Genomic DNA, 14,402 nt, shown 5'->3' on the forward strand with positions numbered 1-14,402 from the left:
TGAAAAGGTCTGGCCCCATAGCCAAGACTATTCGACCAGACCTTTCTGTTTTAAATGTTACTCAGCGTCTACCTTTGCTGCATAAGCAACCAGGTCTACCAGCTTGTTGGAATAACCCCATTCGTTGTCATACCAGGATACAAGCTTTACAAAGTTGTCGTTCAGGGAGATTCCTGCGTCTGCATCGAAAATGCTGGTTCTTGGGTCATGGATGAAGTCTGTGGAAACCACAGCATCTTCGGTGTATCCAAGGATACCCTTCAGTTCATTCTCAGAAGCTTCCTTCACAGCAGCCTTGATTTCTGCATATGTTGCTGGCTTTTCCAGTCTGCAGGTAAGATCTACTACTGAAACGTTGATGGTAGGAACTCTGAAGGACATACCTGTCAGCTTGCCGTTCAGTTCTGGGATAACCTTTCCTACTGCCTTAGCAGCACCAGTGGATGATGGAATGATGTTAGCAGCCGCAGCTCTTCCACCTCTCCAGTCCTTCTTGGAAGGTCCGTCAACAGTCTTCTGTGTAGCTGTTGTGGAGTGAACAGTAGTCATAAGACCTTCAACAATACCAAACTTGTCGTTGATCACCTTAGCTAGAGGAGCCAGGCAGTTTGTTGTACAAGAAGCATTGGAGATTACTGTCATATCCTTTGTGTAGCTCTTGTTGTTAACGCCCATGACGAACATTGGAGCGTCAGCTGAAGGTGCGGAAATAACAACCTTCTTAGCGCCACCCTTCATGTGAGCGGATGCCTTGTCGATGGTGGTGTTGATTCCGGTACATTCAAGAATATACTCAGCTCCTACACTCTTCCAGTCGATGTTTCCAGCTTCCATTTCAGAGAAAATCTTTACAGTTTCTCCATTGACGATGAGGCTGTGGTTTGCTTCGTCCACTTCAACAGTTCCTGTGAACTGTCCGTGTACGGAATCATACTTGATCATGTATACCATGTAGTCTAAATCGATGAAAGGATCATTGATTCCTACCACTCTTACTTCTGGATTCTCTAGAGCTGCTCTGAACGCAAGTCTACCAATTCTACCAAAACCATTAACACCTACTAAAACTTCTGCCATTTTTAACTCTCCTCCTAAAATATGTTTATTTATTTAAAACTCATTATATTGAGATTTTAATATCGATACGATTTTTCTTGCAGCACCCTCATCTGTAATGAGGACTGCATTGTCATTTTTCAATCGGACTGCTTCAATGGCTTCCGCCTTTGATGAGCCCCCAGTTACTGCAATAAGATGCCTTACCTTGCCGAAATCATCCAAAGATACACCTACAGAATTGATCTTCCTGATGACCCTACCACTTTTTCCGAAATAAGCACCAAAGGCTTCACCTACAGCACCATCCACCATGAGTTCAGAGATTTCATCCTCTGACAGACCTCTGCGTTTTGCCATCTTGTCCGCTCTGCCAATGCCAAGAACAACAATTTGCGCTTTCCGTATGAGATCCACCACTTCTTTGATCTCACGCTCTTTTAAGAGTACTTCCAGTGACTCACTGCTCAAATTATCTGGCACATTCAGAAGCTTGTATCCTGCATTCACTTTCTCAGCTAACGCAGCTACTACATTATTCGACTGAATATCCAGTATTTTTCCTAGGCTTCCTCGTGCAGGAACGATGAGATTATCTCTGAAATCCATTTTGGGGAAGCTGGTCACCATTTCTTTGATGGTGCTTCCGCCTGTGAGTGCAATGACATCTTTGCTTCTAATGACACTGGATAAGTATAGAGCTGCGACATTTCCCAGCTCTCTTTTCACATTTGGATCCTTATCAGAGTCTCCGGGAACCACGATGATTTTCTGATAGCCCAGGTCTCTCTTCAGCACAGTCTCCATATCATCCAAACCTTTGATTTCAGAAACCAAAGCCCTCAGATTGTTCAGCATATCAATGCCTTTCTCTGTTAAACTGACCCCAGGCAACGACACATCAATGAAGTCCATGGACTTTAAGAAATCCAGATCTCCACGTACGGTTCGTTCTCCCAGTTCCAGCTTTTGGGACAAGGTTCGTCTTCCAATGGGCTGATGATTGAAAATGGTCCTTAAAATGTTGTAGCGTCTTTCGAGCAAAGCAGTGGCTTCAGGAATAATCTTCTGCTGAATTTTTAAGTAACTATTCACCTGAATTCACCCCTGTACTTTTTTGTCCCACCATATCCATTTTTGTCCCACAGGTACATTATACTCCATACACTCTTATTTTAAAATAGATTTATGTAAAAAAAGAGAAGAATACTGTAAACAAATCATTAACTCTCCGCGCATATTATGAATGGACTTGAAACGCAAGGATTTAGTGCCTTTTCATCAGGATTTCCCAAACCTGAATGCATCACGGACTGGAATACATATTTGTTCCACGGAAGTTATACTGCACTTAGTAGTTCTACTAGCAGGCAACTCTGTGATATAATAAGACCAATTAAATTTTACACAATTGGAGACTGTGAAGCCTCTTCATCTGAATATCAGGAGGTCAATATATGATGAATCATGAAAACAACACAGAACATACAAAAACAACGATGCTGATCTTTGGGGGAACAGGGGACCTGACTCACAGAAAGCTGATACCAGCACTGTATCAGCTCGAGATCAACGGGTTTCTCCCTGAGGATTTTAAAGTCATTTCCATCGGGCGAAGAGACAAATCCTCAGTAGAATACCGCAGTGAGATTTTAGAATCCACCAGGAAGTTTTCCTCGAGGAACTTTGAGGAAGAAAGTTATGAGGAGTTCTCTAAAAAGGTATCCTATTTCAAATTGAAGTTTGAAGATGCGGAAGACTACAAAGAGTTGAAAAGCCTCCTTGAGCAGTCCAATAAGGGCGAAAACAAAGAGAACAGCTATCTTTTCTATCTTGCAGTTTCTCCCGATTACTTCAGCGAAATCGTGCACCAGCTGGAGAACAGCGGTATCAGAGAAATGGACTCAGCATGGCAGAGGCTTGTCATCGAAAAACCTTTCGGTCAGGATCTTTCCAGTGCTGAAAAACTCAACGCTTCCATTTCAGAAGTGTTCGAAGAAAAAGACATTTATCGAATCGATCATTATGTGGCAAAAGAAATGATCCAGAACACTCATATGCTGAGGTTCCAGAACGCTATCTTCGAATCCATCTGGAACAGGCACCACATAAACAATGTTCAAATTACCGTACTCGAAAAAGAAGGCGTGGGCACTCGAGGAGGATACTATGACCATACAGGTGCACTGAGGGATATGGTTCAGAACCATTTGCTGCAGCTTTTGGCAGTCACTGCAATGGAGCCCCCAAAATCACTGGATGCGGATGATGTGCGCAACGAGAAGGTCAAAGTCTTTGAAAAACTGGTGCCTTTCCAGCCTGATACTCTAAACGAGCAGCTGATTCTTGGCCAGTATTCTGGATACAAAAAAGAAGATAAGGTCTCAGCGTCCTCTCAAACAGAAACACTGGTGGCCACCAAGGTCTACATTGACAATGAGCGGTGGAAAGGTGTGCCTTTCTATCTACTCACTGGAAAAGCTTTAAAGAACAAAACCGCTCAGATCACCATAGAGTTTAAGAAAAGCAGTCTTTATGGTGAAGAAAAAGACAGTGAGCCAAATATTCTGGAAATCAAAATCCAGCCTGATGAAGGCATCACCCTTCATCTTAATGTAAAGAAACCTGGTGTGGTGGATCAGATGGCCATGGTGGAAATGGATTACTGCCAAAGCTGTCTCTATCTGTTCAACTCTCCTGATTCTTATGAAAAACTCATTTTAGATGCTCTACATGGAGACTCTACTCTATTCACAAGATGGGATGAGCTTCAGCTCACCTGGAAGTATGTAGATGCCATATTCAGCACTTTAGGCGAGGATCGCACCTCATATCTGGAATCCTATGAAATGGAGTCCAACGGCCCTGAGTCTCTGGATACGTTCATACATACTGGTGCGAAGAAATGGTGGTACCGGAATCGGGAATATTAGACAAAACAAAACAGCTGCACCAAGCAGCTGTTTTATTTTGTTCACTTTTTTCAGTTTTTATCTAGTGCAGTGTAAGTTCAGGCATAGATATCGTCGTAACCACAGGTTCTCCATCCTTGTGGGAGAACTCAGCAAAGTCATAACGATACGTAAACCCAAGTTTATCTTTCATAACCACCGCAAGACGTATCTGATCCAGCTTTGTTGCTTTCACAGAAAGACTTCCCACGCTTCCTTCATAAACAATTGCATCAGGGATTTCCGTGGTCGATTTGGATAAGTCTCCCCGCTCCATGATGACTCCATTTTTTTCAAGGATATACTCTGAGCGTACAAGCTCCCAGTCTTTTTTCGCAGAACTCATCAGCTCTGTGCTGAAGGACAAATTCAGTTCTTCTCTTTCACTATTATAGGAAGAGTTGAAATCCAATAGATTGAATGAGGTATCTGCAATGTAGGTCTTATAAAGTTCAGGTTCATTGACAAGATTCTCAATCCTCTTCTCTCCATACTTCTCCACCATGAGATCAATACGGATGGGTTCCAGAACATTGACTTCACGGTCCACAGAATATGTGGTGTCATTGAGGAGGTGAGCCTCCATAAGCACAGCTTCCCGGTCTCCTGACTCAATGGAAGCATAGACACTGGCACTTGGATCCATGGTTCTAAGTTTGAACTCTATATGAAGAAGCGCAGTTTTTTCCTCTTCATCCACCAAATCAGATATTGTCCAGTTGACATCCTCTAATATAGATTCTACATGACCACCAACCTTCATGGCGTCTTCCACCAGAGTGTCGATGTTGTCCTCCAGATATTTGATCCGATTGGTATTGATGTTCACTTGTTTATTCGCGCTCCACACCACCTGAAGCAGCACCACATTAATCAGAATTGAAATCCCTAGAAAAACCGACATACCAGTCAGAATATGCTTATATCGCATGCTTTGCCCCCTTGTACTGTACGCTGCCCAAAGCGCACAGTCTCACTCTGTCCATCATTTCAGCAATAACTCCAGATTATCATAGATAATCATCTGTTTCTCCCATTATTTTAGCTGATTTTTGTCAGTAATTCTACCAGTTTCTTATAATATGCTTAATTTTTAGTAAGAAACTGTAATTCTTTGATTTTTATAGGTGTCATCCTCAATGAGATCTACAACTGCAGAGGCGAAATCCTCCATGCTGATGAAGGATCTCCCTTGTTCATCCATGAGAAGGTGATCATCCTCACCGATTCTGTACTTTCCTGTTTTCTCGTCCGCTTCAATGGTTTCCGCTGGACTTACATTAATCCAGTCAAACTTCTTTCCTTCGAGGTTTTTATAAATGTCCAACGCTCTTTTGTGAATATCAGAAATGGGCTTCACAAAATCAGGAAACCCTTCTTTTTCCATAAGCATTCTGCCGTCGGGTAAAAGAAGACTTCCTGCGCCTCCTACTGTGATCAGCTTCTTCACCGCTGCCTTTTCTGCCACTTTGATCAGATTCTCCGTAGCTGTGAGAAAACTCTCCAGATCGTTGGGGTCTGGACTGATGGCGCTGATGAGCACCTCATTCTCCAGTGCCATCACATGGCCTGAAATCACTTTCTCATTCATAATGTCACCCTCACATCCGATGATCAGTGTGCTTCCGGGCAGATCAAAAGCATTTCTTGAAATCGCTGTGATGACATAGCTTCTTTCGATGAGTTCCATAAGAATTCTGGACCCTATTTGTCCTGTGGCACCTAGTATTGCTATCTTTTCCATATTTTCCTCCAACTTAACCTGCATAAACTGCAGTGTATTTTAAATTTTACACAATTATATTGTAAGACATTTTTATCGTCTTAGCAAATCCAGCAGACTCATTATGTCAGATTTCTCATCCAGTTTCTTTGATATGAGTCAAAAATTAAGAGAGAAGGGCCACCTTTTCTCACGGTTTTCCCTTCTCTCTTTCTCTTTTGTTATAACTTATAGAGGCTTATGGACGTTCCTTCAATATCCATGGACAGTATACGAAGATACGCAGACATCTTATCTAAACTTGTCATCAGTTCCACCTTTGATTCTATGGCTGCTCTTCTGATTCTAAAACCATCTCGTTTCACATCATTGCCTTTGGTAGGAGTATTGAGAATCATATCTAGTTTCTGCTGCTCGATGAGATCAAGGATGGACGGTTTTTCTTCGTTCAGTTTATGAACAAGCTCTGATTCAATCCCCCACTCATAAAGTTTTCTTCTTGTACCCTCTGTGGCGTAAAAACAGAATCCTAGAGTCTTCATCATTCTGGCCAGGGGCTCAAATTTTTCCTTGTCTGCGTCTCCAAGGGTGACTGCAATGTTTTTTCGTTCAGTCCTCAACTTGATGCCAGCCCCTAGAAATCCTTTGTACAGAGCTTCCTCCAAGGTATGGCCAGCCCCGAGCACTTCTCCAGTGGAACGCATCTCCGGCCCCAGGGAAGCTTCCACTTGGGGTAATTTCTCAGTGGAAAACACTGGTACTTTCACCGTGAAATTTTCTGTTTCAGGATAAAGATCCACGCCATAAGGCATCTCTTTCAGTTTTCGTCCGAGCATCACTTCTGTTGCAATGGCTATGACTGGAAGGCCAGTGACTTTTGTCATATATGGCACAGTCCTGCTGGCTCTTGGATTCACTTCGATGATGTAAAGCTCCTCCCCTTTTACAATGAACTGCAGATTCATCATCCCTACGATATTCAATGCCTTGGATAAAGTTCTTACCACCTGAAGAACCTTTTCTTTCATCTCCAAAGACACACTTACTGGTGGATAGATGCTGACACTGTCTCCTGAATGGACCCCTGCATGCTCCAGATGTTCCATGATTCCTGGCACCAGGATGTCTTCTCCATCACAAATAGCATCCACCTCCAGTTCCATACCATCAATATACTGATCGATGAGCACTGGTGTCTTCTGGTCTTTCATAAAGGCATTCTTCAGATAGTAGTTCAGTTCCTCTTCCCCATGACAGATTTCCATCCCCTGTCCTCCCAGGACATAGGAGGGCCGGACAAGAACAGGATATCCTGCTTCATGTGCAAATGCGTCCCCTTGCTCCACATTCCAGACTCCTTTTCCTATAGGCCGTTTAATGGCATACTGTTCCAGTATCGCCTCAAACTTCTCTCTATCCTCCGCAGCATCAATGGCTTCAGGTGCCGTGCCTAAGATGGGCACATCTTTTTCCAAAAGGAATTTTGACAGTTTCACCGCGGTCTGTCCACCAAACTGCAGAATCACACCTTCAGGCTGTTCCAGTGAGATGATATTATAGACTTCTTCTTCTGTCAGCGGTTCGAAATAGAGTTTGTCTGAAATATTGAAGTCCGTACTGACCGTTTCAGGATTGCTGTTCACAAGAATTGTTTCATAGTTGAGGTTCTTTAACGCTTTTATGGCATGGACACTGGAATAGTCAAATTCAATGCCCTGACCGATTCGGATGGGTCCAGAACCAATGACCATGATTTTCTTTCTTCCCGATGGCTGCGATTCTGTCACCTGATCATATGTGGAGTAGTAATAAGGCGTCCTTGCATCAAACTCTCCAGCACAGGTATCCACCATTTTATAAGCCGGATGAATGCCCCACATCATTCTCATTTCATAAATCTCATTGGGTGAGGTTTTGATGAGATCCCCAATCCCTTTGTCAGAAAACCCTTTCTGCTTGAGATTCCTCAGGATATCCTCTGTGATGTCCTCCTTCTTCATGGATTCCAGCTGCTCCTCTAATTTTACAATCCCTTGGATTTTATGGAGAAAATACCGGTCAATTCCAGTTTCCTGAGAGAGCTTCAGTATATGCATCCCTCTTCTTAACAGCTCTGCCAGGTAGAAAATACGTTCATCATTGGGATACATCACTTTTTCCTTTAATGTGAGAAAGCTCATATTTCTTGCTTCTTCATGGCGGAGTGCGTATTTCCTGATTTCCAGGGACCTCAGACCTTTCAGCAGGGCACTTTCAAAACTGTTGCCGATGGACATGATTTCTCCAGTAGCCATCATCTTCGTGCCCAGCTTTCGGTCTGCAGTATAGAACTTGTCAAAAGGCCATTTGGGGATCTTCACCACCACATAGTCAAGAGAAGGCTCAAAGGCTGCTGTGGTTTTTTCAGTCACAGCATTGGGGATTTCATGAAGATGGTACCCCAGTGCAATCTTGGCTGCAACCTTTGCAATGGGATATCCTGTAGCCTTGGATGCAAGTGCGGATGATCTGCTCACTCTTGGATTGATCTCAATCACTGCATACTGAAAGCTTTGGGGATCCAGAGCGAACTGCACATTGCACCCTCCTTCAATCCCAACGGCATCCACAATATGAAGTGCTGAACTTCGGAGCATTTGAAGTTCTTTGTCTGTGAGCGTCTGAGCTGGCGCTACAACGATGGAGTCTCCTGTATGAATCCCCACAGGATCCACATTTTCCATGCTGCAGACTGCAATGGCGGTACCGTTACTGTCTCGCATGACTTCAAACTCAATCTCTTTCCATCCTTTCACGGACTTCTCCAGAAGCACCTGATGCACACGGCTCAGCATAAGACCTTTTTCCGCGGTTAGAAGAAGCTCCTCCTCATTTTCCGCTATGCCTCCTCCTGTACCCCCCAATGTATAGGCTGGTCTTACCACGATCGGAAACTTCAGCATTTTCGCCGCTTCTTTCACCTCCGAAAGATCGGAAGCAATGAGACTCTCTACAACCGGCTCTCCAATCTCTTCCATGAGGTTTCTGAAAATATCCCGGTCTTCTCCTTTTCTTATGGACTCGATGGATGTTCCAAGAACCTCTACTCCGTGGGCTTCCAGTACACCAAGGTCATAAAGCTCCAGTGCCAGATTCAGTCCAGTCTGTCCACCCATACCGGGAAGGAGCCCTTGAGGTTTCTCCTTTTCAATGATTCTCGTAACAACCTCCACCGTTAGAGGTTCCACATAGACGATATCCGCCGTTTCCTTGTCTGTCATGATCGTTGCAGGATTGGAGTTTACAAGCACAACCTCCACTCCTTCTTCCCGAAGGCTTTGACAAGCTTGGGCACCCGAATAGTCAAATTCTGCTCCCTGTCCGATGACTATGGGACCAGAACCAAGGACAAGCACTTTTTTCAGATATTCTTTCTTTGGCATACTATTTCTCCTTTTCCATCTCCAGCATCTTGTCAAAAATCACGCCTGCATCGGAAGGACCCGGAGATGCCTCCGGATGAAACTGCACACTTCGCACCTGCAGCTTTTCCTCACAAATCCCTTCTACAGTGCCATCTTGAAGGCTTCTATGGGTAATGGATACCCCTTCTGGAAGCACGGTCACCACATACCCATGATTCTGACTGGTGATGAAGACCTTCCCGGTTTCCAGGTCTTGCACCGGATGATTGGCTCCACGATGACCATATAGAAGCTTTTCCGTTTTTCCACCAAGAGCAAGGGCCAGCAGCTGGTGTCCAAGGCATATGCCTAGCAGCGGCACTTTCCCCATGAGCTTTTTGACTTCCTGAAGAATCTCCTGGTAGGACTCCGGGTCTCCTGGGCCATTGGACAGGAGAACTTTATCCGGATGCTCCGAAAGTATGACTTCCGCTTTGGTATCTGCAGGAAAAACTGTGACTGTCCAGTCTCTTTTCACAATCTCCTCCAGAATCCCCCTTTTGATGCCAAAATCCATCACAGCCAAATGATGTCTCCCGCTTCCAAGGGTATACCGCTCTTTGGTGGTGACCGCAAGGGCTGGCTTCACATGGTCAAAACTTTGGAGCTTCTTTCGAATCTCCGTTGCAGTCTGTCTCCTTTCAGATAAAAGCCCTTTCATGGTGCCATGTTCCCGAAGAACTCTTGTCAGGGCTCTGGTATCCACAGACTCCATTCCAGGAACCCTGTGATGCGAGAGAAAATCTGGAAGCGGAATCTCACACCGGAAACCCGACGGCTCTTTTATAGCTTCCCGGACAATAAGCGCTTTAAGCTTGGGTCCATCGGACTGAAGATCTTCCAGGGTGATTCCGTAATTTCCCACCAGGGGCTGCGTGAGCACAACCATCTGTCCATGGTAGGAAGGGTCTGAGAGCAGCTCCTCGTATCCAGTCATCCCTGTATGAAAAACCACCTCTCCTATGGTTTCTTTTACTTCACCAAAAGACTGACCTTCAAAAACCATCCCGTTTTCTAAATGTAGAAAAATTTTCATGATTCCTCCTAAAATATGGTTCTGCTTCCGGGTTTCACAACTTCCATCCCACTTCTGCATAGAGGACAATCCTCTTTATCATAGGTACTGAACTGATAGGACACAGCACTGATCACAGGCAGATCCTCCAGCATGCTTTCCCCTCTTCGGTCAATGATGGATGCCACTGCAACCACTTCTGCACCATAGGCCTCCAGAACCTTCCGGGTCTCCAGTGTGGATTTTCCCGTGGTGAGCACATCTTCAGAGATGACCACCTTATCGCCCTGATTCAGTTCGAATCCTCTGCGAAGACTCATGACTCCATCCGTTCTTTCAGTAAATATCGCTTCAATCCCCAGCTGTCTTCCTAGTTCATAAGCAACCAGTATCCCTCCCATGGCTGGTCCCACAATTTTGTCTATCTGCATCTCTTTCAGTTTCTCTGCTACAGGCTTCAGGACCACTTCCGCTTTATCAGGAAACCTCAGCACCTTCGCACATTGCACATACCCTCCGCTGTGTTTTCCGGATGACAGCAGAAAATGTCCACTGAGCACCGCCCCGGTTTCTTCCAGTATTTCTTTGATTTTCTCTTCCATTTTCCATTCCTCCCACATTCCCTTTACACAATGCCTCTGATTTCTCCAATGTTCATCAGGTTTTCTTTTTCACAGTATCTTTCTAAATCTTCCACCATTTCTTTTCCCAAATACGGATTTACAAACTGTACCGTTCCGATCATCACTGCAGCAGCACCAGCCATGAGAAAAGAGAGCGCGTCTTTATAGGATGCAATGCCTCCCATTCCCACCACAGGAATATTTACAGCCTTTACCGCCTGATGCACCATCCTTAATGCAATGGGTCTTACCGCAGGACCTGAAAGGCCTGCATAAGTCTGATCAAACACCACTTTCTTTCTATCCACATCAATGGCCATTCCCTGCAACGTATTGATCAGGGAGATGGCATCGGCTCCAGCCTCTTCGCAAGCCTTGGCCATATCCCCGATATGAGTCACATTGGGAGAGAGCTTTACCATGAGTTTATGCTTTGTGGCTTTTCTCACCGCCTTTGTTATTTTTTCTGCGCTCTTAGGATCCACGCCAAAAGCCATTCCACCTTCTTTTACATTGGGACAGGAGATGTTCAGCTCCAGCACATCAATCTCCGCTTCATCGAGAAGTCTCGCACCTTCCACATACTCTTCCAGTGTGTTTCCGCCCAGATTCACCACAAGCAGAGAGTCAATGGCTCTCATTCTCTTGTATTCTTCCTCAAGGAATCTCCCTACAGATGGATTTTCAAGTCCAATACTGTTCAGAATTCCGGAAGGTGTTTCCCAGATCCGGATTCCGGAGTTTCCTTCTTTTGGATAAAGCGTGAGTCCTTTACTCGATATCCCCCCCAGGAGGCTTGGATCATAAAAGGAACGAAACTCCTCACCATATCCGAATGTGCCTGATGCTGCTATGATCGGATTTTTCATGGTAAACCCTAAAAACTCTGTCTCCAGCCTATTCATAAAAAACCTCCTCACCGGGAAATACCGGACCCTCTTTACACACTCTTTTGTTTCCTTCTTTTGTCTTGCAGGTGCAGCCAAGACATGCTCCTACTCCACAGGCCATATGTTTTTCCAAAGATACATAGACAGGTTTTCCAAACTCTTTTCCGTTATGGGAAACTCTTCTCATCATCACCTCTGGACCACAGGTATAAATCACATCATGCTTTTCATAGTCCACTTCCTCCGAAACATAGCCGCCGAAATTGAAGATGAGGGGAAGATTCAGTTCTTTGAAAACATCCACCACAGCACTTTCCTTCTGGAATCCGAGATATAGTGTAATCTCTTTATCCGGGCTCAGTTCTCTTATGCGTTTTGCTGTATAGAAGAGAGGTGCCGTTCCCATGCCACCCCCAACCAGAGCAATATTCCGGCCTTCTGGGATCAGATCAAATCCTTTCCCGAAAGGACCGTAGAGTTCAAGCTCCATTCCCTGAGAGAGCCTTGAAAACTCTTTGGTTCCTTCTCCTATGACTTTATAAAGAAATGTGATGCTGTCATCTTGAACATCAAAGATGCTGAGAGGTCTCGACAGCAGTGGAAAGCTCCCTGCGCTCCTTAGCATGAAAAACTGACCAGGCTCTGCTTTTCCCTCATACTGTGCACGAAGAAGATACATCTCTTCTCCAAGAGATCTGTTTTCAAGAATCACTGCCATCCTACAAGGTCCTCCTTCATGATAAGTGCTGCTTCACGAGCGAAGGAGGCAAAATCCATTCCTTCTGTTTTTCCAACATGAGCAGCTATGAGTCCTCTGGAAGAGTTCACAACACCATTGATTCTTTTTTGGAATACAGGTCTTAAATCCTCTCCTCTTCCTCCCTGAGCGCCATACCCTGGAATCAGAAAGAACATATTCGGATAAAGCTCTGAAAGTTTTTCAAACTCCTTCGGATAGGTCAGCCCTGCCACAGCGCCCACAGCGCTGAAACCTGAAGCTCCCAAGTAGGGTCTGCCCCATTTCTCCAGAAGATCGCCCATATGAAGATACAGCTCTTTCCCTCCTGAAATGAGTTCCTGAAGATCCCCTGCACTCTCATTGGAGGTATGGAGAAGTACAAAAACTCCTTTCTCCCTCTCCGTCATATATGGATAGAACGGAGATACCGCATCTTCCCCCATATAGGCATTCACTGTGACGATGTCCGCTTCAAACTCCCCTGTCAGATGAGCTTTGGCATACTCTGACTGTGTTGCGAGAATGTCTCCTCTTTTAATGTCTCCGATGGATAAAATGTTCTTCTTTTTCAGATATGCCAATGTCTCTTTATAAGCCTCCAGCCCCTGAAGTCCCATTGCTTCATAGTAAGCGATCTGAAGTTTGAAACAGGCAGCCAGATCCTCCGTATGGTCGATGATCTGCTTATTGAAGTGAAAAATTTTCTCAGATATGGACCAGTCCTTCTCTTTCAGCTCTCTTGGCAGATAACTCAAAGAGGTGTCCAGTCCAACGCAGATGGGGCTTTTTTCCAGGGCCTCTTTTTGAAGTCTATCGATGATCATAATAAATTTCTCCTCTCTTCATGGTCAATTTCACCTGACCTAATACTCTTCTTCCAGCAAAAGGTGTGTTTTTACCCCGGGAGATCATTTCATCCGGATTGATCTCTATGATTTTATGAAGGTCCACAAGAACGAAATTGGCCTCTTTTCCTTTTTCAAAGGATCCCATGGGAAGCCCCAGTTTTTTTGCTGGATTCTCACTTAAGAGTTCCACCAGCTTGGATACTGAAAGATCATTTTCCTGGAAGACAGTATGATACATAGAAAACGCATATTCAATGTTGGATATGCCCGGCATACCTTCCAGTTTGTCCTTTGCAGTATGCGGTGCGTGATCTGTGGCTAAATGATCTATAGTTCCTTCTTTGATCCCTTCAATGAGCGCTGCTACGTCCTCTTCTCTGGCAAACGGCGGATGAACTTTATAGGGAATGCTGTGCGCAAAAAGGTGGTGGGGTGTAACTTCGCAGGTGACTTTAATTCCCTGTTTTCTTGCCTGACGGATCAGATCCACAGTCTCTTTTTCTGACACATGGCAGATGTGGAGATTTCCACCAATCCTGCGGTTCAGCTCCAAGTATTTTCTTGTATACTCTGCCTCTGGCTCACAGTGGCAGGACACCGTGAAATCCAGTTCTTTGGAGTACTCCAGAGCTTTTTCCATGGCTTCCATTGAGTCTAGGTTCTTCCCGTCATTTGAGAACATCGTAGTTACGGATCTCAAAGACTGAAAATCAACCAATGCTTTCTCTGTATTTTGAAACTCCATTGTCACTGCAGCAACCTGAGTCAGATCACACAGATCCAGCTGCTTTGATTTCTCAAGATTCCTCGTGACTTTTTCTTTTGAATCGGTGACTGGTTTCGTATTGGCCATGGCCGTAAGGTGTATGAACCCGCCTTTCAGCGCTGCACGCATACCTGACTCCATATCTTCCTTCTCTGGAAATCCAGGTTCTCTCAGGTGGGTATGAAGATCTACAAAAGCAGGCAGAAGCGCAAATCCTTTCCCGTCTATTACGTGTTCTCCTGATGGAACTTGTTCCAGCAGCACATCTTTAATAAGTCCATCCTCAATCACTAGACTGCCTTTTACTTCTTTATGAGCATCAATCATGGTCACATTGGTTATTATCAT

At 44.7% G+C, this 14,402-nt stretch carries 12 protein-coding genes; 1 reads left to right on the forward strand and 11 read right to left on the reverse strand.

From position 1 onward, the window contains the following. Positions 1–57: 57 nt before the first annotated feature. A complete protein-coding gene (gap, locus tag T487_RS0102305) occupies positions 58–1,077 on the reverse strand; it encodes a type I glyceraldehyde-3-phosphate dehydrogenase (RefSeq protein ID WP_031573528.1) in 1,020 nt (339 codons plus the stop codon). Between the two features lie 33 nt (positions 1,078–1,110). Further along, complete coding sequence (locus tag T487_RS0102310) at positions 1,111–2,151, reverse strand: sugar-binding transcriptional regulator (protein ID WP_031573529.1); 1,041 nt, start codon at positions 2,149–2,151, stop codon at positions 1,111–1,113. Between the two features lie 362 nt (positions 2,152–2,513). Between T487_RS0102310 and zwf the strand changes: the two genes are divergently transcribed. Further along, positions 2,514–3,989, forward strand: coding sequence for a glucose-6-phosphate dehydrogenase (gene zwf, locus T487_RS0102315; RefSeq protein ID WP_051651441.1), 1,476 nt, complete (start codon positions 2,514–2,516; stop codon positions 3,987–3,989). A gap of 61 nt (positions 3,990–4,050) precedes the next feature. Here zwf and T487_RS0102320 read toward each other — a convergent pair whose 3' ends face one another. The 9 genes from T487_RS0102320 to T487_RS0102360 all read right to left on the reverse strand — a co-directional run bounded on the left by T487_RS0102320 (position 4,051) and on the right by T487_RS0102360 (position 14,402). Beyond that, positions 4,051–4,938 (reverse strand): hypothetical protein, encoded by an 888-nt coding sequence (locus tag T487_RS0102320; RefSeq protein ID WP_031573531.1) that lies wholly within the window; start codon positions 4,936–4,938, stop codon positions 4,051–4,053. 162 nt (positions 4,939–5,100) lie between these two features. Next, a complete protein-coding gene (locus T487_RS0102325) occupies positions 5,101–5,751 on the reverse strand; it encodes an NAD(P)-dependent oxidoreductase (protein ID WP_051651442.1) in 651 nt (216 codons plus the stop codon). 200 nt (positions 5,752–5,951) lie between these two features. Further along, positions 5,952–9,152 carry a carbamoyl-phosphate synthase large subunit gene (gene carB, locus T487_RS0102330; RefSeq protein ID WP_031573538.1) on the reverse strand — a complete coding sequence of 1,067 codons (3,201 nt, stop codon included), beginning with the start codon at positions 9,150–9,152 and terminating at the stop codon, positions 5,952–5,954. A 1-nt stretch (position 9,153) separates the two neighbouring features. Next, a complete protein-coding gene (locus tag T487_RS0102335) occupies positions 9,154–10,209 on the reverse strand; it encodes a carbamoyl phosphate synthase small subunit (protein ID WP_031573540.1) in 1,056 nt (351 codons plus the stop codon). Between the two features lie 8 nt (positions 10,210–10,217). Then, positions 10,218–10,790, reverse strand: a complete 573-nt coding sequence (gene pyrE, locus T487_RS0102340; RefSeq protein ID WP_031573542.1) for an orotate phosphoribosyltransferase — start codon at positions 10,788–10,790, stop codon at positions 10,218–10,220. A 23-nt stretch (positions 10,791–10,813) separates the two neighbouring features. Then, positions 10,814–11,716: a dihydroorotate dehydrogenase gene (locus T487_RS0102345; protein WP_031573545.1), complete on the reverse strand. Its 903-nt coding sequence runs from the start codon at positions 11,714–11,716 to the stop codon at positions 10,814–10,816. Beyond that, the gene (locus tag T487_RS0102350; RefSeq protein WP_031573547.1) at positions 11,709–12,419 is read right to left on the reverse strand and encodes a dihydroorotate dehydrogenase electron transfer subunit; all 711 of its coding nucleotides are present in this window, start codon (positions 12,417–12,419) and stop codon (positions 11,709–11,711) included. The genes T487_RS0102345 and T487_RS0102350 overlap by 8 nt, the downstream gene beginning before the upstream one ends. After that, positions 12,410–13,264: an orotidine-5'-phosphate decarboxylase gene (pyrF, locus tag T487_RS0102355; RefSeq protein WP_031573548.1), complete on the reverse strand. Its 855-nt coding sequence runs from the start codon at positions 13,262–13,264 to the stop codon at positions 12,410–12,412. The genes T487_RS0102350 and pyrF overlap by 10 nt, the downstream gene beginning before the upstream one ends. Continuing rightward, a complete protein-coding gene (locus T487_RS0102360) occupies positions 13,251–14,402 on the reverse strand; it encodes a dihydroorotase (protein ID WP_051651443.1) in 1,152 nt (383 codons plus the stop codon). The genes pyrF and T487_RS0102360 overlap by 14 nt, the downstream gene beginning before the upstream one ends.

Origin of the sequence: Proteiniclasticum ruminis DSM 24773 (assembly GCF_000701905.1) — a bacterium.
In the GTDB taxonomy this organism is placed as follows: Bacteria; Bacillota; Clostridia; order Clostridiales; family Clostridiaceae; genus Proteiniclasticum; species Proteiniclasticum ruminis.

Coding starts and splice junctions, on each gene's coding strand:
- T487_RS0102335 (WP_031573540.1), bottom strand. CDS start 10,209: ATGAAAATTTTTCTACATTTAGAAAACGGGATGGTTTTTGAAGGTCAG.
- carB (WP_031573538.1), bottom strand. CDS start 9,152: ATGCCAAAGAAAGAATATCTGAAAAAAGTGCTTGTCCTTGGTTCTGGT.
- pyrF (WP_031573548.1), bottom strand. CDS start 13,264: ATGATCATCGATAGACTTCAAAAAGAGGCCCTGGAAAAAAGCCCCATC.
- T487_RS0102325 (WP_051651442.1), bottom strand. CDS start 5,751: ATGGAAAAGATAGCAATACTAGGTGCCACAGGACAAATAGGGTCCAGA.
- pyrE (WP_031573542.1), bottom strand. CDS start 10,790: ATGGAAGAGAAAATCAAAGAAATACTGGAAGAAACCGGGGCGGTGCTC.
- T487_RS0102320 (WP_031573531.1), bottom strand. CDS start 4,938: ATGCGATATAAGCATATTCTGACTGGTATGTCGGTTTTTCTAGGGATT.
- T487_RS0102350 (WP_031573547.1), bottom strand. CDS start 12,419: ATGGCAGTGATTCTTGAAAACAGATCTCTTGGAGAAGAGATGTATCTT.
- T487_RS0102360 (WP_051651443.1), bottom strand. CDS start 14,402: ATGATAATAACCAATGTGACCATGATTGATGCTCATAAAGAAGTAAAA.
- gap (WP_031573528.1), bottom strand. CDS start 1,077: ATGGCAGAAGTTTTAGTAGGTGTTAATGGTTTTGGTAGAATTGGTAGA.
- zwf (WP_051651441.1), top strand. CDS start 2,514: ATGATGAATCATGAAAACAACACAGAACATACAAAAACAACGATGCTG.
- T487_RS0102345 (WP_031573545.1), bottom strand. CDS start 11,716: ATGAATAGGCTGGAGACAGAGTTTTTAGGGTTTACCATGAAAAATCCG.